General features: G+C 66.8%; 21 protein-coding genes, 1 tRNA gene and 1 pseudogene. 13 read left to right on the top strand and 10 right to left on the bottom strand.

The window, feature by feature from the left end:
* Positions 1–418: 418 nt before the first annotated feature.
* Positions 419–1024 (top strand): alpha/beta hydrolase family protein, encoded by a 606-nt coding sequence (locus ACYVN4_RS13555; protein ID WP_460720902.1) that lies wholly within the window; start codon positions 419–421, stop codon positions 1022–1024.
* Here ACYVN4_RS13555 and ACYVN4_RS13550 read toward each other — a convergent pair.
* Positions 990–1583 carry a TetR/AcrR family transcriptional regulator gene (locus ACYVN4_RS13550; protein WP_460720900.1) on the bottom strand — a complete coding sequence of 198 codons (594 nt, stop codon included), beginning with the start codon at positions 1581–1583 and terminating at the stop codon, positions 990–992. The two genes, ACYVN4_RS13555 and ACYVN4_RS13550, sit on opposite strands and share 35 nt — an antisense overlap.
* A gap of 78 nt (positions 1584–1661) precedes the next feature.
* Here ACYVN4_RS13550 and ACYVN4_RS13545 point away from each other — a divergent pair, with 78 nt between their 5' ends.
* A complete protein-coding gene (locus tag ACYVN4_RS13545) occupies positions 1662–2558 on the top strand; it encodes an SDR family NAD(P)-dependent oxidoreductase (protein ID WP_460720898.1) in 897 nt (298 codons plus the stop codon).
* Here ACYVN4_RS13545 and ACYVN4_RS13540 read toward each other — a convergent pair.
* From ACYVN4_RS13540 to ACYVN4_RS13525, 4 genes are all read right to left on the bottom strand, one after another.
* On the bottom strand, positions 2555–3286 hold the full coding sequence (locus ACYVN4_RS13540; protein ID WP_460720896.1) for a class I SAM-dependent methyltransferase: 732 nt from the start codon (positions 3284–3286) through the stop codon (positions 2555–2557). The two genes, ACYVN4_RS13545 and ACYVN4_RS13540, sit on opposite strands and share 4 nt — an antisense overlap.
* A gap of 22 nt (positions 3287–3308) precedes the next feature.
* The gene (locus ACYVN4_RS13535; protein WP_460720894.1) at positions 3309–4415 is read right to left on the bottom strand and encodes a DUF4185 domain-containing protein; all 1107 of its coding nucleotides are present in this window, start codon (positions 4413–4415) and stop codon (positions 3309–3311) included.
* A gap of 156 nt (positions 4416–4571) precedes the next feature.
* Entirely contained in the window at positions 4572–5330 is a 759-nt protein-coding gene (locus ACYVN4_RS13530; RefSeq protein WP_460720892.1) for a crotonase/enoyl-CoA hydratase family protein, read from the bottom strand.
* 20 nt (positions 5331–5350) lie between these two features.
* A complete protein-coding gene (locus ACYVN4_RS13525; RefSeq protein ID WP_460720890.1) occupies positions 5351–6130 on the bottom strand; it encodes an alpha/beta fold hydrolase in 780 nt (259 codons plus the stop codon).
* 73 nt (positions 6131–6203) lie between these two features.
* On the opposite strand from ACYVN4_RS13525, the gene ACYVN4_RS13520 reads away from it, so the two are divergent.
* From ACYVN4_RS13520 to ACYVN4_RS13505, 4 genes are all read left to right on the top strand, one after another.
* The gene (locus ACYVN4_RS13520) at positions 6204–6428 is read left to right on the top strand and encodes a hypothetical protein (RefSeq protein WP_460720888.1); all 225 of its coding nucleotides are present in this window, start codon (positions 6204–6206) and stop codon (positions 6426–6428) included.
* Positions 6415–6711, top strand: coding sequence for a hypothetical protein (locus tag ACYVN4_RS13515; RefSeq protein WP_460720886.1), 297 nt, complete (start codon positions 6415–6417; stop codon positions 6709–6711). The genes ACYVN4_RS13520 and ACYVN4_RS13515 overlap by 14 nt, the downstream gene beginning before the upstream one ends.
* Before the next feature lie 61 nt (positions 6712–6772).
* Complete coding sequence (locus ACYVN4_RS13510) at positions 6773–7120, top strand: hypothetical protein (protein ID WP_460720884.1); 348 nt, start codon at positions 6773–6775, stop codon at positions 7118–7120.
* A gap of 117 nt (positions 7121–7237) precedes the next feature.
* Positions 7238–7675 carry a hypothetical protein gene (locus ACYVN4_RS13505; RefSeq protein WP_460720882.1) on the top strand — a complete coding sequence of 146 codons (438 nt, stop codon included), beginning with the start codon at positions 7238–7240 and terminating at the stop codon, positions 7673–7675.
* A 50-nt stretch (positions 7676–7725) separates the two neighbouring features.
* Here the strand turns inward: ACYVN4_RS13505 and ACYVN4_RS13500 are convergent.
* Positions 7726–7799, bottom strand: a tRNA-Gly gene (locus ACYVN4_RS13500).
* Positions 7800–8100: 301 nt separating this feature from the next.
* Between ACYVN4_RS13500 and ctaD the strand changes: the two genes are divergently transcribed.
* The 3 genes from ctaD (at position 8101) to ACYVN4_RS13485 (ending at position 11954) form a co-directional block, all read left to right on the top strand.
* On the top strand, positions 8101–9852 hold the full coding sequence (gene ctaD, locus ACYVN4_RS13495; RefSeq protein ID WP_460720880.1) for an aa3-type cytochrome oxidase subunit I: 1752 nt from the start codon (positions 8101–8103) through the stop codon (positions 9850–9852).
* A gap of 15 nt (positions 9853–9867) precedes the next feature.
* Positions 9868–10440 carry a dCTP deaminase gene (gene dcd, locus ACYVN4_RS13490; protein ID WP_460720878.1) on the top strand — a complete coding sequence of 191 codons (573 nt, stop codon included), beginning with the start codon at positions 9868–9870 and terminating at the stop codon, positions 10438–10440.
* A 182-nt stretch (positions 10441–10622) separates the two neighbouring features.
* On the top strand, positions 10623–11954 hold the full coding sequence (locus ACYVN4_RS13485) for an Hsp70 family protein (RefSeq protein ID WP_460720876.1): 1332 nt from the start codon (positions 10623–10625) through the stop codon (positions 11952–11954).
* 108 nt (positions 11955–12062) lie between these two features.
* Here ACYVN4_RS13485 and ACYVN4_RS13480 read toward each other — a convergent pair whose 3' ends face one another.
* Positions 12063–12512: a hypothetical protein gene (locus ACYVN4_RS13480; protein WP_460720874.1), complete on the bottom strand. Its 450-nt coding sequence runs from the start codon at positions 12510–12512 to the stop codon at positions 12063–12065.
* A gap of 255 nt (positions 12513–12767) precedes the next feature.
* Here ACYVN4_RS13480 and ACYVN4_RS13475 point away from each other — a divergent pair, with 255 nt between their 5' ends.
* From ACYVN4_RS13475 to ACYVN4_RS13465, 3 genes and pseudogenes are all read left to right on the top strand, one after another.
* Complete coding sequence (locus tag ACYVN4_RS13475) at positions 12768–14129, top strand: XRE family transcriptional regulator (RefSeq protein WP_460720872.1); 1362 nt, start codon at positions 12768–12770, stop codon at positions 14127–14129.
* A 12-nt stretch (positions 14130–14141) separates the two neighbouring features.
* Complete coding sequence (locus ACYVN4_RS13470; RefSeq protein ID WP_460722623.1) at positions 14142–15401, top strand: pyridoxal phosphate-dependent aminotransferase; 1260 nt, start codon at positions 14142–14144, stop codon at positions 15399–15401.
* A gap of 567 nt (positions 15402–15968) precedes the next feature.
* Positions 15969–17273 (top strand): annotated as a pseudogene (locus ACYVN4_RS13465) (YibE/F family protein); the annotation flags it as partial.
* A gap of 756 nt (positions 17274–18029) precedes the next feature.
* On the opposite strand, the gene ACYVN4_RS13460 reads toward ACYVN4_RS13465, so the two are convergent.
* From ACYVN4_RS13460 to ACYVN4_RS13450, 3 genes are all read right to left on the bottom strand, one after another.
* On the bottom strand, positions 18030–18869 hold the full coding sequence (locus ACYVN4_RS13460; RefSeq protein WP_460720870.1) for a lytic polysaccharide monooxygenase: 840 nt from the start codon (positions 18867–18869) through the stop codon (positions 18030–18032).
* Positions 18870–19137: 268 nt separating this feature from the next.
* On the bottom strand, positions 19138–19899 hold the full coding sequence (locus ACYVN4_RS13455) for a copper homeostasis protein CutC (protein ID WP_460720868.1): 762 nt from the start codon (positions 19897–19899) through the stop codon (positions 19138–19140).
* Between the two features lie 194 nt (positions 19900–20093).
* Positions 20094–23297: a (Fe-S)-binding protein gene (locus tag ACYVN4_RS13450; RefSeq protein WP_460720866.1), complete on the bottom strand. Its 3204-nt coding sequence runs from the start codon at positions 23295–23297 to the stop codon at positions 20094–20096.
* A gap of 440 nt (positions 23298–23737) precedes the next feature.
* On the opposite strand from ACYVN4_RS13450, the gene ACYVN4_RS13445 reads away from it, so the two are divergent.
* A complete protein-coding gene (locus tag ACYVN4_RS13445) occupies positions 23738–24451 on the top strand; it encodes a hypothetical protein (protein WP_460720864.1) in 714 nt (237 codons plus the stop codon).
* Positions 24452–24538 lie beyond the last annotated feature (87 nt).

Here is a 24538-nt window from a genome sequence, read left to right as displayed (position 1 = left end):
AGCAGCGCTACTAGCGGGTAACTTACGTGCCATGTTACCCACGGGTAGGAGGGCCGCCAAGGTCATCGGGGCTGAATGTGACTGAAAGCACGCGAGTTGCCGAGACTCGGGGTTCCGTTGAGCCCGTGGGGATCCCGTTATCGCAGCTCTCAGGGCTGCGGGGAGATCGGTGAGGTGGGACAGGAGTCCCTCGACAGGACGCGTGCGGCGGGCGTAAGCAAACTCGGCGCACACTGGGGTGGTGACCCCTGACCTCGTGATTCTCGGTGCGATCGCGAGTATCGCCGGGCTGATCGTCGCCTGGCTGATCGAATCCCGCCGACGCCGCTGAGGGCGGAATGGCGGATACGGCGGCCGGTCCGGCCGGAGCCCGGTGTGCCGCGCGAGGCCGGGGCGGGCGCGTGACTACGGTGCCTTCATGCGCATCGAGACGAATGGCGGACCGGCGGAGGTGGAGATCGACCGACCCGGGCGGAACAAGCCGACGTTCCTGCTGGTGCTGACGCACGGGTCGGGCGGTGGTGTCGATGCGAAAGACCTGCTGGCCGTGCGGGATTCGGCCGTCGGGCTGGGCGGTGCGGTCGCGCTGGTGACCCAGCCGTACCGGGTCGCCGGGCGACGCGCGCCGGGCAAGGCCGACGTGCAGGACGCGGCCTGGCTGGAAATCATTGCGGCACTGCGCAAGAAGGTGCGCGGCGTGCCGCTGATCCAGGGCGGTCGCAGCAATGGGGCCAGGGTCGCCTGCCGGACCGCGCGGGAGGCGAAGGCCAGCGGCGTGCTCGCGCTCTCGTTCCCGCTGCATCCGCCCGGCAAGCCCGAGAAATCGCGCCGCGACGAGCTGCTCGAACCCGGCGACATTCCCGTGGTCGTCGTCAACGGCGCACGCGACCCGTTCGGCATTCCGGATGCCGCCGACGCGACCGAGGTGCATGTCATTGCCGGACAGGCACATTCATACCGAGCGGGCTTCGACGAGATCGTCGCCGCGATCAGTCCGTGGCTCGAGCGTTGGTCCGGGAAGTGACCAAGTAGGCGAGTAGGTCGTCGACCAGGTCGGTGGGGTCGGCGTGGCCCTTGCCGTTCGCGGCCAGATGGCCGGTGGAGGCGAGGTCGGCTGCTCCGTGGGCGGCGGCGCGTACCAGGGATGCGAGGCGTTCCGGGTCTGCGTCGGGCAGGCTGCCCGCGGCCTGGGCCTGCGCTACCAGGGCTATCAATGCCGACTGGGCGTTGCCGCCGGTTTCGGCGAGTTCGGGGGTCTCGTCGGTCCAGCGGCGGAAGACCAGGCGGAAGCGGGCCGGATGGTCGAGGGCCCAGGCGATATAGCCGTGCAGGACGGCGCGCAGCATCTCGAGCGGGTTCGGCTGTCGCTCGATGGCCTCGGCGAATTCGACTGCGCGCTCGGATAGTTCGCGCGCCGCGACGGCGGCCAGGAGCGCCTCTTTGTTGGCGAAATGCTTGTAGGGCGCATTGTGTGAGACGCCCGCGCCCTTGCCGACCTCGCGCAGGGTGACGGCGTCGGTGCCGCCCGCGTCGAGCAGGCGCAGGGCGGAATCGAGCAGCACGGTGCGGGTGGGCGGCGGCATCGGTCCATCGTAATCGGCGGTTGACAGCGTCAACCCGCGCGCCTAGGTTGACGTTGTCAACCTCTGATGGGAGTGGGTATGGACCGGGGAACTACGGCCGTCGTCACGGGCTCGACGGGTGGAATCGGGGAGGCGATCGCGCGGCAGTTGGCGGCCGCCGGAGCGGACGTCGTGCTGGTCGGGCGGGACCGCGGTCGACTCGACGCGGCACAGGAACGGATCCGCAACGCGGTACCGGGCGCGCGATTGCGGGGTGAGCTGGCCGATCTCTCACTGCTCGTGGATGTCCGGCTGCTCGCGGATCGCCTGCGCGACACCCGAATCGACATCCTGATCAGTAATGCGGCGGTGGTTGCCGACCTCGCCGACCACACCTCGGAAGGGTTGCAGCGGACCCTGGCCACCAATCATCTTGCGCCCTATCTGCTCCTGCGCACGCTCGGCGAGAATCTCGCCGCCGCAGGCGAATCCGCCCGACTGGTGGTGGTCGGGGCCTCGCCGACGGCACTGCGCCGCATCCCTGTTCAGCTCGATGACTTGGGCTTCGAGAATGCGCGCTCGCTCGGATTCCCGCCCAGCTTCCGGCCTTTCGTGGCCTACGGGCGCACCAAGAACATGAACGCGATGTTCGTCTACAGCCTCGCGGAGCACCTCGCGGGCACCGGCGTCACCGTCACCGGCGCCCACCCCGGCATCATTCGCCACACCGGACTGGGCCGGGATTCCGCGCGCGGACTGCTGCGCGCCTTCGGCTGGTCGCAGTGGATCAACCCGCTGCTCCCCGGACCCGATGCAGGGGCCGACACTCCGGTCTGGCTGGCCACGTCCCCGGAACTCAAAGGAGTGACCGGGCGATTCTTCGTGCGCCGCAAGGACGTTCCCACCGCCGCGCACACCACCGATCCCGACCGTCGTGCCCGACTCTGGGAGGAAAGCGCACGCCTCACCGGACTGCAGGCACGGAACCAGAGCTAGAAGATGTCCAGGGCGGGCGGGACCGGAACCCCGCCCAAGGCGGGCTCTTCGTCCGGGGTTCCAGGGACCGGCTTGGTGGCTACCAGCAGGGCGTCGATGGCGTCGCGGTCCTCCGTCGGCCGGTGCACACGGTCGGCGAGTCGGATACGGATCTCTGCCTCGGCAGGGGCGAGATCGGCGATGAGGTCGGCCGGGGTGAAGGTCAGCGCCGGATTTCGCTCGCCGCCATAACCTTCCGCGAGGTTGAGCGTGTCGTTGCCGACGACCAGCAGCGTGCCGCCGGGAGAGAGCATCTCCACCGCGTGCAGCAGCAGGGCCCGCCGCTCGTCGACGGGCAGGTGCAGGAAGGCCATCAGGATCAGCTCGTAGGGGCCAGGGATCTCCGCCGCGTCGAGCTTGGTGACATTCGCGTGCACCCAGCGGATGCGCCCGCGCACCGAGCGCGACAACCGCGAGGCGATGGTGCGCCCCTTGTCGATCCCGGTCTGCGAGAAATCGACCGCGTCCACCTGCCAGCCGTGCGTGGCCAACCACAACGCGTTGCGCCCCTCCCCGCACCCGAGATCCAGCGCACGCGGCAACTCCGGCCGGGGTTCACCGATCCCGAACCCGCCGACCGGAAGTCGCCGCTCCAGCCCGAACACCTGCTCGACCACCGTCTCGCTCGGAGGCGCACCCCACACCAGTTCGGTACCGGCGTAGTAGTCATCCCATTCGGCGGCATCCATGGGAACGAGTCTATGAGCAGGTTTACAGCGTGGTGTGCATGAGCAGCACGTTGTACTGGGTGTGGACCGTGGTCAGGAAGTAGAGGTCACGCCCGGTTTGGTACGGGAAGATGTACGGCGCGTAGGCGGTCGGGAGTTCCCGTGTGTCGATGAGCACCGACGGCGCGCTCCACGGACCTTCCGGGCTGGGGGAGGTGTACATGACCACCGAGTTCCACGGGTCGGTGGTGAGCATGATGTATTGCCCCAGATAGTCGTTCCACTGCACCGACATTTCGGAGACGCCGCCGCCGACGACCGGCTGGGACGCGTTGACGTCCTTCTGCCATTTGCCGCCGTCCCAGTATTCGTACGCCCCCATGTCGGTGGCGGCCGCCTCCGGGACACGGGCGACGTACGCCGGGTGGTTGCGCCCGGAGGCCGTGCCGTACTCGTAGAGGAAGCCGTCGCGCTTGGTGAAGGCATTCATCTGGAAGTTGGCGTTGCCGCCGTCGTCGGGACGGCGGGTGGCGGGCAGTTCGACCCAGTTCTCGCCGTTGTCGCCGGAGACCGCGAGGCTGGAGTAGTTGGTGGTCCACTCGCCCACGTCGTCCCAGCTCTTGACCGACATGAGGCTCATGAACTGGGTGCCGCCGACCGAGATGCCCGCGGTGGGGATGCGGCTGATCTCGATGAAGGGGATCTTCGGGCTGGGGATGAGATCCCGGGCCTGACCGAACCAGTCGCGCACGACCGAGTCGAAGTAGATCCCGTTGCCGGGGTCGTGGGTGTGCGAGCGCACCAGGATGTTGGAGCGCCACGCCCAGGTGCTGCCGACCAGCAGATTCGGCAGGCCGAGTCCGGCGGTGTCGCCGAAAGCGGTGAGCATTTCACCGTTTCCGTTGTCCCACATGATGCCCAGGTCGGTGCCCAGGACGTTGTAGGACTGGGTGTTGTTGGGGCTGGCCATACCGGTGACCTGGAAGACCGCCTTGGTGCGGCCGGGCAGCTGGGGTAGACCGTTGGTGCCGTTGAGAACGGGAATCGGGTTGATCGCGTTGGGGTTGGCTGCGGCCGGTGTGGTCACGGTAAGGAGCAAGGCCGTGGCACCTGCAAGAGCGGACACCAGCAGGGGGGCGGCTTTTCTCAATGCGGTGCTTCCTCCGGGTCTCGCCGAATAATGCGCGGACCACACCGTATGTGACGGGCCGCACAATGCGTTCGACTCGTTGGCAAAGTGTGAAAATGCTAACAGCGCTACCCCAGTTCTGGGGCTTGCAAACCGGATTGTTTGCCGTGAATTGGCTTACTTTTGATTCTTACCAGATCCGAGCGCCTGCCGGACGATCAACGGCAGCTGAGTCGCGCGCTCCACGGCCAGGGTCCGCCGTACGGACGCCTGCCAGGTGCGATCGAACATTTTCTTCGCGCTGGCCACGGCGTGTTGCGGGCGCGCCGCGATCCGGTCGGCCAGTTTCTCCGCGGCCGCGAGCGGGTCGGCGGTCACCTCGGTGACCAGTCCGATGCGCTCGGCATAGGAGGCGTCCACCGGATCGGCGGTCATGGTGAGCAGCAGCGCCTTGTCGATGCCGATGAGCCGGGACAGGGTGGCCGCGCCGGTCATGTCCGGGATCAGCCCGTGCTTGGCCTCCATTACCGAGAACTCGGAATCGGGTGTGACGAACCGGAAGTCGGCGGCCAGCGCGATCTGCAGCCCGCCGCCGTAGCAGCGGCCGTGCACCACGGCGATCACCGGCTGCGGCAGTCGCCGCCACGCCCAGCACGCCTCCTGGAAGGTATTGGTGCCGCGCCACGGCAGCGGCACGAAGGCGCGCACCACATCCAGCGGATCGCTCATGGCCTTGGCGACATCCAGGCCCGAGCTGAAACTGGGCCCGTTGCCGGACAGGATGACCGCCCGGATGTCGGAGCGCTTCCCGATGACCCCCGCGACCCGCACCAGTTCACGCAGCATCTCGATGGTCAGGCCGTTGTGCTTGTCGGGCCGATCCAGCGCCACGTATGCGCGATCACCATCGAAGGTCAGGGAAACGTTGTGGCTCACGGGCTTTCCTTCTGTTCGAGCTAGTCGAGCTGATCCAGGATCAGGCGGGCGCACGCGGCCGGGTCGTCGTAGAAGGGCGTGTGGCCGCTGCCGTGCAGGGTGACGTGCCGTGCGCCGGGCAGGACCGCGCGGGCGCGCCGGGACTGGGTGGCGTACGTGAGCAGAATGTCACGATTGCCCCAGGCGATGGTCATCGGGATGCCCTCGACGGCGGTGCGGTCGGGCAGCCGGAAGTCGGTGAAGGAGGCCAGGGCCGCGTCGAAGCCGGGCGCGCCGAGCAGGCCCTCGACGGTGTCCACGGCCACCTGCGGGTCGAGCGCCCACGGCTTACCGAACACCAGGCCGAGGAAAGCGGAACGGCCCGCGGTGTTTCCGAGCAGGGCCGGGACGGCCGGGTGCAGCACCCGGGTGAGCTGCTTGGCGCGGCCGAGCGACTGCTGACACCAGATGCGACCGGCGGTGTCCCAGAACGCGATCGGGGAGAAGGCGGTCACCGAGCGGGCCAGTCCACGCGCGGCCAGATCCAGCACGATCCCGCCGCCCATGGAATTGCCTGCCAGATGCGGGTTTTCGATGCCCTCGGCGGCGAGGAAGTCGACGACGGCGTCGGCCAGGGTCGAGACGGTGGTGTGCGGCAGCGGCGGGGTGTCGCCGAATCCGGGCAGGTCCACCGCGATCACGTCGAAGGATTCGGCCAGGGTGTCGATGATCGGTTCCCACACCTGCCAGCGGCTGCCGACGCCGTGCACCAGCACGAGTGGATCCCCGCTGCCGGCGCGGTGGTGATTCAACTTCGTCACCGCTCTCACCCTACCGATGTTGACGTGTCGCCAACAGGCGGGAATCGGCCACTTCGGAAGTACGATAAAAGGTATGGCAACCCGAAAAGTGACCCTGTCGCTGGACGAGGCGGCCTGGTCCTATGCACAGGATGCCGCCGCCCGCGCCGGCATGTCGCCGTCGGCGTGGATCTCCCGCGCCGCCCGCCGCGAAGCCGTGCGGCTGGGTTTCGGCCCGGCACCGGACCCGGTCGAACTCGCCGCGGCCGACGAGGCGGAAGTGCTGGCCGCCGAGAAGGAGCTGCGTGCGCAGGGGTGAACTCTGGGTCTACCACCCGCACGGCACCACCCGAACCCGCACCATCATCCTCATCTCGAGCGACGGCATCAACGAGTCGCCGCGACACTGGCTGATCGCCGCCGAGGTAGAGGCCGAGGATCCCCAGGACATCCTGGCCGTGCCCATTCCCGGCCACGGCTGGGTGCACGCCGGCAATCTCGGCCGCATCTATCGCGGCTGGTTGGACGAGCGGATCGCCGAGGTCGACGGCGAGACGGCGGAACGAATCGACACAGCGCTGCGCGCCGCCATGGATCTGTGAGATCGTGCCTGCGGCAGTTTCACGTCGAATCTTGAAAGTCGAGGCCCCAGTGCGCGTTTCTTTGGGAAGCAGAGTTCTCGGAGGCACAGTCCTGCTGGCCGCCGCGCTTCCGCTACTGGTGGCGTGTGGCGGCAGCAGCGGCGGCGACAAGCCCGCCGATGTCACCCAGGCCCAACTGTCCAAGTCCCTGCAGGGCGGCGGCCTCGATGCCGCGTTCGCCGACTGCGCCGCGAAAGTCTTTATGGACGAGGGTATTTCGCAGGCAGGCTTGCAGGTGATGGTCAAGAAGGATGCGAAGACCGTGGGTGCCGCGGACTACGAGGCCGCGGGCATGAGCAAGGCGGACTCGGACAAGGCGCAGTCGGCCGCCACCAAGATCGTCTCCTCCTGCATGAAGACGGGACAGTAACCAAGATCGCCAGGCCCCTTGGCGGGCGGCGGGTTTCGGTCCCCCTTGTTAACTCTCCGGTGCCGGTGTGCAATCTCTGAATCGACCGGGATCGTCCCGGCACCGGGAGGGATCACAATGCGGAAATCCATCGTCGTGGCGGCGCTGATCGCGCTGCCACTGCTGTCCGCGTGCAGCAACAGTCAGCAGGCGGCACCCGCCACCACCACCCCGAACGCGGTCAAGGCCACCACGTCCGCGCCCGCCACGACGGTATCGGGCGCACCGGGCGCGAGCGGTACGCCCGCCGCGGGCGCCACCACCACGCCGGGCAGCGGCAGTGGGCTGACGGCCGATCAGATCTCGAAGGCCTTGCAGGACAAGGGCAAACTCAGCCAGCAGACCGCCGACTGCGTGGCCAATATCTACATTCAGGAAGGGCTGTCGGACAGCGGCATTCAGAAGGTCATCGACAGCGCCAACGGCACCAACCCCACCACGGCCGGGCTCAGCAAGGACGACCTGATCAAGGCGGCGAAGGCCACCACCCGCATCGCCACCGAGTGCGTCAAGTAACAGCGCCCTGACATGGCGAAAGGCCCCGCCGGTTGGCGGGGCCTTTCGCGTGGAGCCGATGACGGGAATCGAACCCGCGCTACCTGCTTGGGAAGCAGGAGTTCTGCCATTGAACTACATCGGCACTGTGTTTACTTGCGCTCGCGACTCTATCAGACCGGCTCCGACCGGACGCAACTCTTATCCGTTGCCGCAGGTACGGGTGGGGATTTCTGATCGAGGTCCGCATTCCGGTGATCGTTCCCGCGCGTCGGGCGCGGCGCGCCGAAGATCGCCGGGTTCTTTCGCCGAAGCACCGAGTTCCGACTACCGGCGGTCGTAAACTTGCCCCGGGTCGAAAACCCGTCCACCACAGGAAGTTTGGATGCGCTGAACGGTAGCTAGCGCACGTTCGGCAAATCCTGCTCGGCGGTCGAGGAGGACGTATGACCGCAGTGCCCGCTCGTGAAGTGCCCGAGCTCGAGCCAACGCGGCCATATCCACGCCGGATGGGACCCAAGGGGTCGTATCTGTGGAAGGCCATCACCACCACCGATCCCAAGATGCTCGGGAACATGTATTTGTTCACCGCGGTGGTGTTCTTCCTGATCGGTGGCCTGCTGGCGCTGCTGATGCGGGCGGAGCTGGCGCGGCCGGGTCTGCAGTTCCTGACGCCGGAACAGTTCAATCAGCTGTTCACCATGCACGGCACCATCATGCTGCTGTTCTATGCGACACCGATCGTCTTCGGATTTGCCAATGCGGTGCTGCCGCTGCAGATCGGGGCGCCGGATGTGGCGTTCCCGCGCCTGAACGCACTGAGCTACTGGCTGTACCTGTTCGGCGCGACCATGGCGACCGCCGGATTCCTCACCCCGGGTGGCGCGGCCGACTTCGGCTGGACCGCGTACACCCCGCTCAGCCTCGCCGAACACTCGCCGGGCATGGGCGCGGACCTGTGGATCATGGGCGTGGCGGTCTCCGGTGTCGGCACCATTCTCGGTGGCGTCAATATGGTCACCACGGTCATCTGCCTGCGCTGCCCGGGCATGACCATGTGGCGGATGCCGATCTTCACCTGGAACATCCTGGTCACGAGTGTGCTTGTGCTGCTGGCGTTCCCGATCCTCACCGCCGCGCTCATGGGGCTGGAGTTCGATCGGCATCTCGGCGGGCACGTGTTCGACTCGGCCAATGGTGGTGCCATCCTCTACCAGCATCTGTTCTGGTTCTTCGGGCATCCCGAGGTCTATATCGTGGCGCTGCCGTTCTTCGGCATCGTGACCGAGATCTTCCCGGTGTTCAGTCGCAAGCCGCTGTTCGGCTACACCACGCTGGTGTACGCGACACTGGCCATCGGCGCGCTGTCCATCGCGGTATGGGCGCACCACATGTACGCGACGGGATCGGTACTGCTGCCGTTCTTCTCGTTCATGACATTCCTGATCGCGGTGCCGACGGGGGTGAAATTCTTCAACTGGGTCGGCACCATGTGGCGCGGGCAACTGACATTCGAGACACCGATGCTGTGGTCCGTCGGCTTCCTGGTGACATTCCTGTTCGGTGGGCTGTCGGGCGTCATCCTCGCGAGCCCACCGCTGGACTTCCACGTGTCGGACTCGTATTTCGTTGTGGCGCACTTCCATTACGTGCTGTTCGGCACCATCGTGTTCGCCACCTTCGCGGGCATCTATTTCTGGTTCCCCAAGATGACGGGGCGGCTGCTGGACGAACGGCTCGGCAAGCTGCATTTCTGGACCACGTTCCTGGGTTTCCACACCACCTTCCTGGTGCAGCACTGGCTGGGGAACATGGGTATGCCGCGGCGCTACGCCGATTACCTGCCCAGTGACGGATTCACCACGCTCAACACCATTTCCACCATCGGCTCGTTCATCCTCGGGCTCTCGATGATCACGTTCGTCTGGAATGTCTTCAAGAGTTACCGATACGGCGAAGTGGTGACCGTGGACGATCCGTGGGGCTACGGTAATTCGCTGGAATGGGCGACCACCTGCCCGCCGCCGCGGCACAACTTCTACGAACTGCCGCGCATCCGCTCCGAACGTCCGGCCTTCGAACTGCACTATCCGCACATGGTGCCGCGCATGCGCGCCGAGGCGCATGCCACCTGGGGGCTGCGCAAACCCAAACAGGTCACCGAGGCCGGGGCAGTCGATAAGGCGACCGAGCATTGACATAGTCTTTTGTCCGTGCTGCTTTCAGATCGCGACATCCGCAAGGAAATCGCCAACGGGCGTCTCGGAGTCGAGCCGTTCGACGAGAAGCTGGTGCAGCCGTCGAGTATCGATGTGCGGCTGGACAGCATGTTCCGGGTGTTCAACAACACCCGCTATACGCATATCGATCCGGCGCAGCGGCAGGACGAGCTGACCACCCTGGTCGAACCGGGCGCGGGTGAGCCGTTCGTGCTGCACCCGGGCGAATTCGTGCTCGGGTCCACCCTCGAGGTGTGCTCGCTGCCCGATGATCTGGCCGGGCGGCTGGAGGGTAAATCCAGTCTCGGCCGGCTCGGCCTGCTGACGCATTCCACCGCGGGTTTCATCGATCCCGGATTCAGCGGCCACATCACGCTGGAACTGTCGAATGTGGCGAACCTGCCGATCACGCTGTGGCCGGGCATGAAGATCGGCCAGCTGTGCCTGATCCGGCTCTCCAGTCCGGCCGAGCATCCGTACGGCAGTGCGGCCGCGGGCTCGAAATATCAGGGTCAGCGTGGGCCCACGCCGTCGCGCGCGTATCTGAATTTCCCCGTTTCGCGCTGAGTTGTGTTCCGGGCCGGCGATTTATGCCGGGTATTCGGCGTAAATCGGCCGCTGCCTGGACAGTTGACCGTCAGCCATGGCGCGATTACGCCGACCGGTGGGTGAGCAGACCGGGTGTACGGATGGCGCGGTACGTCGTAAGGTGACGGCGACAGGTGTATGGCTACAAGGGCGGGCAACGGATGAGTTCGGTTCTGGGAGTATCGGTGGGGGCGGGCGCGGTTCGCGTCGCACGCCCGATCGCCGGTGATTCCGCCGAGACCCCCGCCTTCGATGTGCAGGCGGTGCCGGTCGGCGAGCGCCGGGTCGACGAGCTGGCCGCCGATGTCATCGGTGCGGTGCTCGCGGCGGATTCCCGCATCAGTGCCACCGCCATCACCTACCGCGACGAGAATCACGCGCGCTCCATCCGGGCCGAGCTGGCGCGGCGGCAGTTCACCAATTATGAACTGGTGCCGGATGTGGTGGCGGCGCTGGAATTTCTCGAATACTCCGGTGAGCTGCAAGGTTTCGGCACGGTCGCGCTCTACGACCTGGGTGCGTCCGGTTTGTCCGTGACGGTGGTGGATACCGCCACCCGGCAGGTCTGCTTCACCGAACGCACCAGCGATATCAGCGGCGACTACCTGGATTCGCTGATCCGCGAACAGCAGATCGCGTCGGGGCGCATCGCGCATCCGCCGGACCACACCGGGCTGGCCGCGCTGGACGCGCTCTGCCGTGAGGCCAAGGAACAACTCTCCAGCAGCAATGCCGTTGCGCTGCCCTCCACCGAGGGGCTGGTGCTGCTGTCGCAGGAGAACTTCGAGGCCCTCATCATGTTGGCCGTCGAATCCTCCGCGCGCATGACCCGCGATGTCATCCTGCGCTCCGAACAGCCCGTGCAGGCGGTCGCCCTGCTCGGCGGCTGCGCCCAGATTCCGCTGGTGGCAAGGGTTCTGCGGCGTTGGCTCGGGGTTCCGGTCACGGTGCCCGCCGCACCCGACACCGTGGTCACCCGCGGCGCGGCCCTGCTGGCCCGCCCGGTCATGGCGCGTCCGGCCCCCGCACCGTTCCCCACCGCCGTGCACGACAGCGCGCCCGCCGCACCCGCGGAACCGACGCAATCCTGGCCGACCGGCCACCGGGCCGCGGTCGAGAAGTCCGGCCGCCGCCGTGAGATCAGCCTCGCCGGCGTGGCGGTCGGTGCACTGGTCGTGGTCGCGGCCATCGGCATCACCCTCGGCTGGGGATCGCAAGTCCTGAGCCATGATTCGCAGCGCCAGGACGCCGTAACCAGCTCCGTCCCGGTCACCACCACCCGCCCGGCCGAAACCACCACGGTGGCCCCCACCACCAGCGACGCCACCAACGAATCCCTGGCCGCGCCCCAGCCGCACAACTACACCACCACGACCGAGGCCCCCACCACCACACCCGGCGGCCCCAACACCATCACGATCATCCCGGGCCTCCCGCCCGTCATCGTGCCGACGATCCCTCCGCTGTTCCCGGCCCCGGCCGCGCCGCAGTAGATCACCGCCGCAAGCCTTTACGAGCCGAGTCCGCCCCGTCGACTGCCAGAAGGGGCGGACTCGGTGGTTCCGGCGCGAGCAGCGCGCCGGCGCGAGGACCGGCTGCGTTCAGTCCCCGCTCCCGGTTCCCACCGCCAGAGCTGTCGTGATGATCGCCGACAGGGGTGGGAGTTTGGTGTCGCGCGCGGGCGGCGTCACCCAGTGACAACCCTCGCGCGTCCAGCGGCCGAGACCGGTGGGCAGCATGACCGCGCTGCCGACGGCCGGAATGCCGATATCGAGCCGGTTCAGGACCTCCATGATCTGGTCGCCGGGCCGCGAATCCGGTTCGGCCAGAAAGCTCCAGCGAATCTGCCGCGCCAGCATCGGCCCCTCGCGCTGCTGCTGTTGCAGTGCGCCGCGGACCTTTTCGGCCCGCGCCACCGGCAGGTGCACCACGCCGATCTGCGCGGTGACGGGAAGCATGACGAATCCGCCGCGTTCGGTGACCGGCAATCCGAACTCGTGCCGGTAGTAGGAAACCCAGTCTTCGACTGTTCTGAGCTTGTCCGCGTTCACATCCCCGCCTCCTTCCCCTGACCACCAGGGTCGCCCGCGGAACCGCCTGTGAAAACGCCCGCACACCCGCATTCCACTGCCAATCCGCCGCCACTATTACCGATACGTATAAAGCCTGGTACCAACCGGGTTTCGGATGTGGTCGCGGCCAGTTTCCGCTCGTACCCTGGACATCGGAGTTCGTTCGGAAGGGATGGCACCGTGGTCCGGCACTGGTCAGGCAAAGAGGCCCGGGCCCTCCGCGATGCCAAACGCATGAGTATCCGGGAGTTCGCGGCACATCTGGGCGTGCACGAACGACTGGTCTCGAAGTGGGAGGCCGGGGGCGATCGGGTACATCCCCGTCCCATCAATCAGGCCGCCCTCGATACCTCACTTGCCAGGTCCGACGATGTTGTGCGGGCACGGTTCGCGGCCTTGATCGATCAGCCTTCGAGCGACCGCCCCGCCGTTCCCGGTTTCGATGTGCGCCAAGGCGGTTCCGAACTATGGAGCGGCATGCCGGCGCAGGCCAGTTATTCCAGCGACGCGGAACTGCTGGCACTCGTCGACACGGGTGCGATGAGGGGCGATGCGTTAGCGGCGATTTCGGAGAGGGATCTGATCATGGCGGCTGCCCACGAAGCCAGCGAACACGCAGGCAGGGCCGAGGGCACCAATGTGGGTGCGACACTGCTCGAGCAGCTGGATGCCGATGTCACGCGCATCGCGAACGATTACGTACACATGCCTCCGGTGCCGATGATGGTGGAGATGTTGCGGGTGCGGCGGCGGGTGTACCGGTTGCTGGAAGGCCATCAGCGGCCTGCCGATACGGCTCATCTGTACCTTTTGGCGGGTACTTTGTCCGGTCTGCTGGCGAATGCCAGCACCGATCTCGGCTATTTCGATGCGGCCGGGGAACAGGCAAGGGCCGCTTGGGCTTACGCCGAACTGTGCGAGCACAATCCGCTGCGCGCCTGGACGCGCGGCATGCAGGCGCTCATCGAGTACCGGGCCGAACGGCCGCGCCGCGCGGTGCTGCTGGCCCAGAGCGGGCAGCACTACGCGGAATCGGCCACCTCGCGGGTGCGGCTGCTCAATATCGAGGCCCGAATCTGGTCGCGGCTGGGCAGCACCGCCGACACCGAGCGCTGCATCCGCTCCGCCGACGACGCCCGCGACAGTGAATCCAGCGACAACCTGCACGACGAGGTCGGCGGCGTCTTCGGCTTCACCCAGCCCAAGAGCCACTACTACGCGGGTGCGACCTACATCCACCTCGGGCAGGCGGCCCCCGCGCTGGACGCCACCAACCGCGCCATCGACCTGTACGTGAACGGGCCCACCGACAAGCGCTCCTACGGCGCGGAATCGCTGGCCCGCGTGGACAATGCGGCCGCGCACCTGATCAACGGCAGTCTCGACGGGGCCGCCGCGGCACTGGATCCGGTGCTGCAACTCGAGGAGGACAAGCGCATCGCGCAACTCGAGGAACGACTCTCGGCGGTGCGTCAGCGCCTGGCGAGCCCGGAGTTCCGCGCTGCGGGTGAGGCCCAGGACCTGGACGAAAGGATCGAGGAGTTCTGCGGGTCGACCGCCGCGCGCAGCGTGTTGCCGCCGGATACTGCCCGGTAGCCCTCTGGCACCATTGGTCGGGTGAGCCCTTCGAGTCACCTACCGCATAAGTCCCCGCGCGTGCTGGAGCAGTCGACCAAACTCCAGAACGTGCTCTACGAGATCCGGGGGCCGGTACACGCACACGCGGCGCGGTTGGAGGCCGAAGGGCATCGAATCCTGAAGCTGAACATCGGCAATCCCGCGCCGTTCGGCTTCGACGCGCCCGACGTCATCATGCGCGACATGATCGCGGCGCTGCCGTATGCGCAGGGCTACAGCGAATCGAAGGGCATCCTGTCGGCGCGCCGGGCCATCTTCACCCGGTACGAACTGGTGCCGGGCTTCCCGGAATTCGATGTGGACGACGTCTACCTGGGCAACGGCGTCTCCGAACTGATCACCATGGTCATGCAGGCGCTGCTCGACAATGGCGACGAGGTGCTGATTCCGGCGCCGGACTATCCGCTGTGGACGGCCATGACTTCGTTGGCGGGCGGCACCCCGGTGCACTATCTGTGCGACGAGTCCAACGACTGGCAGCCGGACATCGCCGACATGGAAGCCAAGATCACCGACAAGACCAAGGCCATTGTCGTGATCAACCCCAACAACCCGACCGGCGCGGTGTACTCCGCCGAGGTGCTGCAGCAGGTGGTGGACCTGGCCCGCAAGCATCAGCTGTTGCTGCTGGCCGACGAGATCTACGACAAGATCCTCTACGACGACGCCAAGCACGTGTCGCTGGCGACGCTCGCGCCGGACCTGCTGTGCCTCACCTTCAACGGCCTGTCCAAGGCGTACCGGGTGGCCGGATATCGCTCCGGCTGGCTGGTGATCACCGGGCCGAAGGACCACGCGGGTGGCTTCCTCGAGGGCATCGATCTGCTGGCCTCCACCCGGTTGTGCCCGAATGTGCCCGCGCAGCATGCCATTCAGGTCGCGCTCGGCGGGCATCAGAGCATCGACGATCTGGTGCTGCCCGGCGGGCGACTGCTCGAGCAGCGGGATGTGGCCTGGGAGAAATTGAATACAATCCCGGGCGTCTCGTGCGTCAAGCCGCAGGGCGCGCTGTACGCGTTCCCGCGGCTGGATCCGGAAGTCCATGAGATCCACGATGATTCGAAGTTGGTGCTGGATCTGCTGCTGCAGGAGAAGATCCTGATGGTGCAGGGAACCGGCTTCAACTGGCCGCATCACGATCACTTGCGCATCGTCACGCTGCCGTGGGCGCGGGATCTGTCGGTCGCGATCGAGCGATTCGGGAACTTCCTCTCGAGCTATCGCCAGTAATTCCAGGCGGAAATTCTCGATCACGGGGTACGCGCGGGGTACGCTGGAGTACCGACGCACCCTCGCGCATACCCACCCTGACCTGCGGTTAGTCGATCTTGTCCGGCTTTGGACACCCCTACCGTGGGTGGATGGCGCAGGTGAGACCATGGCAAAAACAAACCGCTGGTACGAAAAAGTTGGGTTTTTAGAGACTTAGCTAGCGCAAAGAACCGTCTTTTGTGTACAGTGGTCCTCGGCACTTCAAGTGCCCGACCGGACCGCCTACCCCCCCTGGGCCGTCCGGTCCTGTGTCAGCCGGCCTACCCCCCCTGGGCCGCTGATGCCGGGCGGCGGAGACATCCCCCTGCTCTCCGCCGCCCCTCCCGCAAGGCTCCCCCGCCTCCCCGAATATTTAGCGGACGGCTGAGTGCCGTCGCCGGACTTGCATCCGTGCCTGCGTTGAGAGCCGAAACCATTTTGGACGTACCCGGCGAGTTACCCCGAACGTCGCGAAATCAGTTGTCGCGTTGGCAATCGCAAAGACCTCTCAGCATGTCGAGAATTGTTTTCCTTTAGGCTCTGCGCGTGAGCGATCACCAGCACCATCATCACCATCACGACCACTCCGGACCCATTGCTATCGGGACGAATGCCGCACGAGTGGTGGTCGGACTGTTGGCGGTGATCGGTTTGGCGGTAATCGCCGGATTGATCTGGTTGTGGCCGAGTTCGCAGCATGTCGACATTCCGCTGCCCATGCAGGGCGCGGGTGGCGGGGCGGTGGCAACCCAGGCCGCGACGGTGATCAAGCAGGATCTTGGGCCGTGCGGTAGCGGTACCGCAGGTCAGGTGCTCGACCAGGAGCCGGAGTTGTTGCCCGCGGCGCAGCGGCAATGCACCCGCAGCGTGGTGTCCATCGAGTCCGGGGCCGATCAGGGCAAATGGGCGATGCTGGTGACTTCGCCGGGGCCGGATCAGGCCCATTTGCAGGTGGGCGACAAGATTCGCATTGCGCCGCAATCGGTTCCGAAGGATCCGACGAAACCGGTGGGCACGGACAATCCGCTCGTCACGTCGTATACGTTCAACGACTACGCGCGCGGGATGCCGCTCATCATCATCGTGGTGCTTTTCGCGGTCGTCATCATCGCGGTGGCGCGGTGGCGGGGATTGCGGGCGCTGATCGGACTCGTCATCGCGTTCGGCGTGCTGGTCTTCTTCCTGCTGCCCGCCATGCTGGCCGGCGAACCCGCGATACCGGTCGCGGTGGTGGCGGGCGCGGTAATCCTTTATGCCGTGCTGTATTTGGCGCACGGGGTGAATCTGCGCACCAGTTCGGCGCTGCTGGGCACGCTGACCTCGATGGCACTGGCGGCCGGACTGTCGTGGGCGGCGCTGAAAGCTACTCGCCTGACTGGGCTTTCCGAGGAGCAGAACACCAATGTCGCGGCCTATATCCAGCATGTGAGCATCACCGGACTACTGCTGGCCGGATTCATCATCGGCTCGCTGGGTGTGCTCAACGACGTCACCATCACGCAGGCGTCGGCCGCCTTCGAACTGGCGGCGATCGACGAAAAGGCCAACCGGCGCAGCATCTTCGCGGCGGCCATGCGGGTCGGACGCGATCACATCGCCAGTACCGTCTACACCCTGGTGCTCGCCTACGCCGGTGGCGCGCTGCCGCTGCTGCTGCTGTTCAGCGTCGCCGGGCGGCCGATCACCGATGTGCTCACCAGTGACGCGGTGGGCATCGAGATCGCGCGGGCCGCGGTCGGTGGCATCGCGTTGGCCCTGTCGGTGCCGCTGACCACCGCCATCGCGGTGCTGCTGGCCCGGCCGCTGGGTGCGAAACCGGCGACGGTCGCCGCCGGGGCGGGTGCCGGACGGGCGCGAAGCACGGGGGCGCAACGGAATACGTCGCGGCGGGCGGGTGGGCCGCGCACCGGCGCTCAGCCCGCGGCCACCCGAACGGGCTCGCAGCCCGCCGCTCGCCGGACCGGAACTCCGCGGACCGGTGAGCAATCGGCTGTGACTCGGACCGGCTCGCAGCCGGTCGCCCGCCGGAACGCGCCCTACGAAGGCGAGCAGCCGGTTCCGAGAACCGCTGCGCAGCCACGGGATTCGTGGACCGGTGCGGCTCCCGCGGAGCCGCGTGGCGGCAGTGGCGAACCGCCGACGATTCCGAGAACCAGTGTGGTGCAGCCGAATCCCGAGCCCGAAGCCCCCGCTTCGGACGAGCGGTCGTGGTACGACACGGGTGTCCCGCCGGAACAGCGGCATACGACATCCTCCTGGTTCCATCCCGTGGAGCCGTGGGCCGGGCCGGAACCTCGGGATGCGGGTCGACCGGAGCCGCAGGGGCAGGGCTGGCCGGAGTCCCCGGAGCAGAGTTGGCCGGAGTCCCCGGATCAAGGGTGGCCGCCGGAGCCGCCGCGCGGTGGGCGGCACTCCCGGTGAGCGAAAGCTGATGCGAGGGGCGTGTTCCCACGGAGGAACACGCCCCTCTCCGTCAGGTGCGGGGGTGGTCATCGGTGACGGCGTGGCGGATAGGCGCGGGGAATCCGTTGCGGCAGTGCACTCGACGAGAGGCAGGCCCGATTCGGCGGTTTCGGGTCTACTACCCACCCTGACGGGGTCTTCGGATCAGTCCACCATCTGCCACAGGGCGGGTGCGGCTTCCGGGGTCCAACCGGGGTCGTACACGGTGTGGGCCTGCAGGCAGCGATAGCGCATGTCGTCGTAGGTGACGATGTCGCCGACGTTGTAGTGCGCGCCGACCTTCCAGGCGGCAGCGGGCATGCCGGCGGTGGTGGTGGGCTGCGGACTGCGGGTGGTCGTCGGCGGTGTGGTGGTGGGTGGCGTCGTCGTGGTGGGTGGTGTCGTGCTCGGCACGGGGGTGGTTGTGGTCACCGGGGGCGTGGTGGTCACCGGAGTCGTTGTGGTGGAGGGTGTTCCGCCACCGCCACCGCCGCCGATCTGCAGGTCGACGCAGGAGTAGAAGGCGTCGGCGGTGTCGCCGATGTTCCAGACGGCCAGCAGTTTCTGGCGGCCGGTGAAGGCGCTGAGATCCACGGTGTGACTGACGGTGTCGGCCGGTGGTGGATTGTTGCCGCCGTCGAAGACCGCGACCCGGGTGCTGCCGATGTAGTACTCCCAATTCAAGGTGCGGTGCAGCGCGGTGAAGGTCCAGGTGAAAGTGACTGTGCTGCCGACGGATTGGACCTGCCAGGGCTTGCTGTCGTCATCCAGTTCCGGGAAGCGGGAATTGCCGCCGCTGCATTTGTTCGAGCCCTTGGGCGCTTCCACGCTCTGTGGCTCGTATTTGATGTCGCCGCAGGGTAGGAGCCCCTGGGCGCATTGCGCCTGGCGGCTCAGCGGTGCCGACACATAGCCGTGGGCGTGGGCGACGGCGGCGGGCAATATCGCGACGATGAGCGGTGCGATCCCGGCGGCCCCGAGCATGGACAGTCTTCTACCAATCACGTGAAACCCCTTGTGAGAGTGGGGTAGCGGAGGCCGGCGTGCTTCCCCGTGACGGATCTGAGATGTGATCCAGACCACTTTGTAGCAATAGCGTGCTCCAAAAGATATGGCCCGGCAACTCATTGGTCAAGCGTCCTATCACGCCTGACCGAATTGTCCTGTGCCACAGCAAACATCACGGGTGGTGCAGCAAACTTTGGCTCCGACACGACAGCGACACGCCGGTCGCTGGCCCACCGGTGACAGCCGCCCCGCCGCGCGAAACGGCTCAGCGGGAGACGCGCACCGCCTCACACAGGGCCGAAACGCCATCGGCGTCGGTCGCGAAATGATCGAAGCCGCCCGGCACGCCGAACTCGGCGAAGGACACCTCGGAATCGGGCTGCGGTCGGCCCGGCACCGGAATGCGCACCGCCGCATGCAGATCCCGCGTTCCGGTCAGCTCGATCACCCGGCGCGCATTGTCGGCGCGCAGGCCACCGCAGGCCATCACATCGATGCGGCCGTCGGCCAGATTCACCAGGCGCGCGATCAGCGCCGCCCCGTCGAGCACCGAGATCTGGCGGCCCGAGGTGAGCAGCCGGGTGAAACCGAGCTCCACCAACTGCTCGAAACCGATCGCCGGATCCGCGCACACATCGAAGGCGCGATGGAAGGTGACCTCCATGTCCTCCGCGGCGGCCAGCAATTCGGTATTGGCGGCCGGGTCGATGTGACCGTCCTCGTCGAGCACCCCGATCACCACGCCGTGCGCGCCCGCCGCCCGCACCCGCTCGATATCGCCCCGCATCACGGTGACCTCATCGGCCGAATAGCGGAAGTCGCCGGGGCGCGGCCGAATCAGCACATGCACCTGTGTATGCCCCGCCGCCTCGACCGCCGCCTCGATCAGCGCGGGCCCCGGCGTGAGCCCGCCGACCGTCAACCCCGAACATAATTCCACCCGTGTGGCCCCCGCCTGTTCGGCAATCCGGACCCCACCCAGAGACTCCACCCCGATCTCGACCCGAACCGCCCGCGCATCCGTCATACCTTGCAGTATGGCGAACTCCCGCCCGACATGTTGCCTGAGATTAGCCATCCGGCCATTAATGCCCGGTGAACAGACCCGGTAAACCCCGGCGACCAGGCGGCCCTTCGCGAAACGACGCGGGCGGCGCTACCGGTGAGGTAGCGCCGCCCGCGTCGATCAGGTTCGGCCGCCCGGAGATTCGGGCCGCGGTCCTAGTTCTTCTTGCCCGGAGCCTTCATGCCCGACTTGAAGCCGAGGCCACCAGGCTTCGCGGCGGGCGGGTTGGCCGCGCCATTGCCCTCCGACGTGCCGTTGCCCTCCGTGCCGTTGCTCTCCACCGCGGCCGGTTCGGCCGGGGCGGCGGGCTCGGCGGCGGGAGCCGGAGCCGGAGCCGGATCTGCCGCGGCCGCAGGCGCTTCCGGGGCCGGGGCGGCGGGTGCGGCGGCACCCGGAGCCTTCGGGCCGGGGCGCTTGAGGCCCGACTTCATGGCCAGACCCTTGGGGGCGATGGACGGCTTGGCCTCGGCGGCAGCCGGAGCCGAAGCAGCCGAAGCGGTTTCGGCCGCGGCCGCAGCGGCGGGAGCGGCAGCCTCGGCGGCCGGAGCGGCCGTCTCCGCCACAGCCTCGGCGGCGGGCTTCGCGCCCGGAGCCTTGGCGGCACCCTTCATCTGCAGGCCCTTGCCACCGGGAGCCTTGAGGCCGCCCTTCATGGCGAGCCCGCCCGGCTTGGCGGCCGGAGCCGCAGCCTCGGCCGGGGCAGCGGCCTCGGCAGCCGGGGCTTCGGCGGGAGCCGCAGCGGCGGAAGCAGATTCGGCCTTCGCGCCGGGGGCCTTCAGGCCACCCTTCATCTGCAGGCCCTTGCCACCCGGTGCCTTGGCGCCGCCCTTCATACCCAGGCCCTTGGCCGGGGCCGGGGCAGCAGCCTCGGACGCAGCCTCGGCCGGAGCGGCCTCGGCGGCGGGAGCGGCCTCGGCCTTCGCGCCCGGAGCCTTCAGCCCGCCCTTCATGGCCAGACCCTTGCCGCCGGGCGGCTTCATGCCACCCTTCATACCCAGACCGCCACCGGCCGGAGCGGCCTTCGGGGCCTCGGCAGCAGCCTCGGCCACAGCGGCTTCGGCCTTGACCGGCTCGGGCTCGGAAACCGGTTCGGGCTCTTCGACCTTCGGGGTCTGGATGACCTTCAGGTTCTCCGTCAGGACCGACGCATCCACACGGGCGATCGACTGCAGCATCAACTGCGCGACGTCGACGACCTCGACACCCTGGCCGACCTCGCCGCCATCCTTACGCGCGGTCACACCATCGGTCAGCATCACGCGGCAGAACGGGCAACCCGTCGCGATCATCGACGGCTCGTTGCCACCCTTCAATGTGTCGAGGGCTTCGTCGACGCGGTCGACGTTGATGCGCTTGCCGAGGTTCTCCTCCATCCACATGCGCGCACCACCGGCACCACAACACATCGAACGTTCCCCATGGCGCGGCATCTCGACCAGAGTCGAGCCGGAGGCTTCCATCAACTCACGCGGCGCGTTGTAGATCTTGTTGTGCCGACCCAGATAGCACGGGTCGTGGTAGGTGACGTTCTGCGCCACCGGCGACACCGGCACCAGCGACTTGGCCCGCACCAAGCGGTTGAGCAGCTGGGTGTGGTGCACGACCTCGTAGGTGCCACCGACCTGCGGGTACTCGTTGTTCAACGCATTGAAGCAGTGCGCACACGTGACGACGATCTTCTTCTTTGCCGCCTCGACACCCTCGAACACGGTGTTGAGCAACTCGATGTTCTGCATCGCCAACTGCTGGAACAAGAACTCGTTGCCCGCACGACGCGCGGAGTCACCGGTGCAGGTCTCTTCCTGACCCAACACCATGAACTTCACCCCCGCGGTCGCCAACAGCTCGGCCACAGCCTTGGTGGTCTTCTTCGCACGGTCCTCATACGCACCCGCGCAACCCACCCAGAACAGGTACTCATACCCGTCGAAGGAATCAGCGTCGCGGCCGTAGACGGGGACCTCGAAATCGACCTCGGAGATCCAGTTCAGGCGGTCCTTGGAGTTCTGACCCCACGGGTTGCCCTTGTTCTCCAGGTTCTTGAACAGACCCGCGAGCTCGGAGGGGAACTCGGATTCGATGAGTACCTGGTAGCGGCGCATATCGATGATGTGATCGACGTGCTCGATATCGACCGGGCACTGCTCCACACACGCACCACAGGTGGTGCACGACCACAACACCTCGGGATCGATGATGCCGTTGACATCCTCGCCACCGACCAGCGGCCGCTCCGCCTCGGCGCGCGCCGCCTCCGAAATATTGGCCAGCGCACGCTCGTTCGGCTTGCCGTCCTTGTCGACCAGGCCGATCTCGTCGCCGCCCATATCCTTGCGGCCACCGGCCAGCAGGTACGGGGCCTTGGCGTAGCCGTGGTCGCGCAGCGACATGATCAGCAGCTTGGGCGAGAGCGGCTTGCCCGTGTTCCAGGCCGGGCACTGCGACTGGCAGCGGCCACATTCGGTGCAGGTGGTGACGTCGAGGATGTCCTTCCAGGAGAAGTCCTCGAACTTGCCGACGCCGAAGGTGTCGTTGTCCGGATCGGCGGTCTCCATCTCGATCGGCTTGCCGTTCGACATCATCGGCTTGGCCGCACCGAGGGCGACCGAACCGTCGTCCTCACGCTTGAAGTAGATGTTGGGGAACGCGGCGAAACGGTGCCAGGCCACACCCCAGGTGGTGTTGCGGCCGACCAGCAGCAGGAACAGCGCACCGGAGCAGAGCTTGATGAACGCGAAGATCGACACCATGACGATCGACTCGGGCAGCAGCTTGGCGACCTGCTCGGTGAAGAAGTCGCTCCAAGTGTGGGATTCGTGGTAGGTCGCGATCTTGCCGGCCTTCACGAAGACCATGCCCAGGCCCTCGACCAGAACGATGGCCTCGATCACGTACGCGGGCGCGAACTTCGAGCCGCTGAAGCGCGACAGCCGCTCGGGCACCCGCGGGTGGTTCAGCTGCCGGATCGCGATCAGCACCAGGATGCCGACCACGGTTCCGATGCCGAGGATTTCGTCGACCAGGTGGTAGATGCCCCAGGAACCGATGATGGGCCAGTGGAATTCGGGATCGAAGATCTGACCGTAGGCCTCGAACCACAGGATGAACCCGGCGAGGAAGCCGATCATGACGAGCCAGTGCGCCCAGCCGACCGTGCGGAACTTGTTCATGCGCGTGTGCGCTAGGAACTCCACGAACATGGTCTTGAAGCGGGGGAAGAACGGCCGCCAGCGATCGGGCGCGGACTGCCCGACCATGACGGTGCGCGCGATGTTCCGCACGCCTCCGATGAACGATGCCCAACAGAAGACTGTGAACACCGCCCCAATCGTGCCCAGCGTCACTGTCAGGGCATTCATGTCGCGACCTCTCTTACGGTTCTACGAACGTGTGACGAGGCGGCCTGGTCCCGCCTCGGGTTGCTCGTATCCTAATGGACGGTAAGTTACCCGCCGGTAACTTAAGAGTCCAGTGTTTCCCACACCGTAAATCCCGGCAAAACGCTGCCGTTACCAAGGGCAGGCTTACTTTGAAAGCCGCTGTCCTGCAGAAAGAAACGAATCTCGCAAATCGTAAGTTGATCGACTAGGCTCACGCTGTCCGACAGCTGTGCGCATCTTCACATGCTCGGGGAGGACTCGTCCTAATTGCGCGAAGGCATGGCCCGAGGGAAGCCGGGCCTCGCGTGGCGGAGATGCAACACAGCGGATTACCTGATGACGGATTGGAAAACAACCGAATGAAGCTTCGCAGTACGACTGCGTGCGCTGCCCTGGTCATCGGCGCAATGACCGTGGGGATGACGACTGCCCACGCCGACGACGCTCCGGCGACGCCTGCTGGAATCACCTACTCGACCAAGCTGGTCGACAACAAGACCATCGTTTCCACGCTGAAGGACGGCACCTTCGAGCTCGCGCAGCAGGATGGCGCGAAGCCCGAGGACCCCAAGCAGACCATCGTGAACGTGAAGGACAAGCAGGGCACCACCCAGCTGTCGTTCCCGTTGAAGTTCGACATCTCCGGGACCGACATCCCGGTGAAGTCGGAGGTCAAGGACAACGGCAAGGTGCTCGAGGTCGTTCCGGAGAAGCCGGCCGACTTCAAGCCGGGCACCGAAACGGTTGCGCCGCAGGCGCAGCCGGTCGCGGGTCAGCCGGGCCTCAAGGACATCGCCTCGGATTCCGAGAACTCGCGGGCGATGAGCGACTTCTCGACCAAGTTCGGCCTGGCCATCGGCATCGGTAGCTTCGTCGGCACCGCGGTCGGCGCCATCGTTGGTTGTGCGCTCGGCCTGCTCGCCATTCTCGCCGGTTGCATCGTCGGTCTGCCGACCGGCGCCGGCATCGGTGGCATCCTCGGCACCATCGCCGCGGGTGGCCCGACCCTGCTGGCCGCGGGCATCGACCTGCTGAACACCCTGCAGGCTCCGGCCGGCACCACCAAGTGGTCCGACGCCGCGCAGCAGGCGCAGCAGCCGGCGTCCACCCAGCAGCCGGTTACGCAGAACTGAGTACTCGCCGGGAGCTCCTGGTCCCGGCGCACTCCATCATTCGGCCCGCCTCGCTCGTCGGAGGCGGGCCGAATGCGTTCGCGGACA

Source organism: Nocardia heshunensis (genome assembly GCF_054782115.1).
This window is presented reverse-complemented; position numbering and strand designations above follow the sequence as displayed.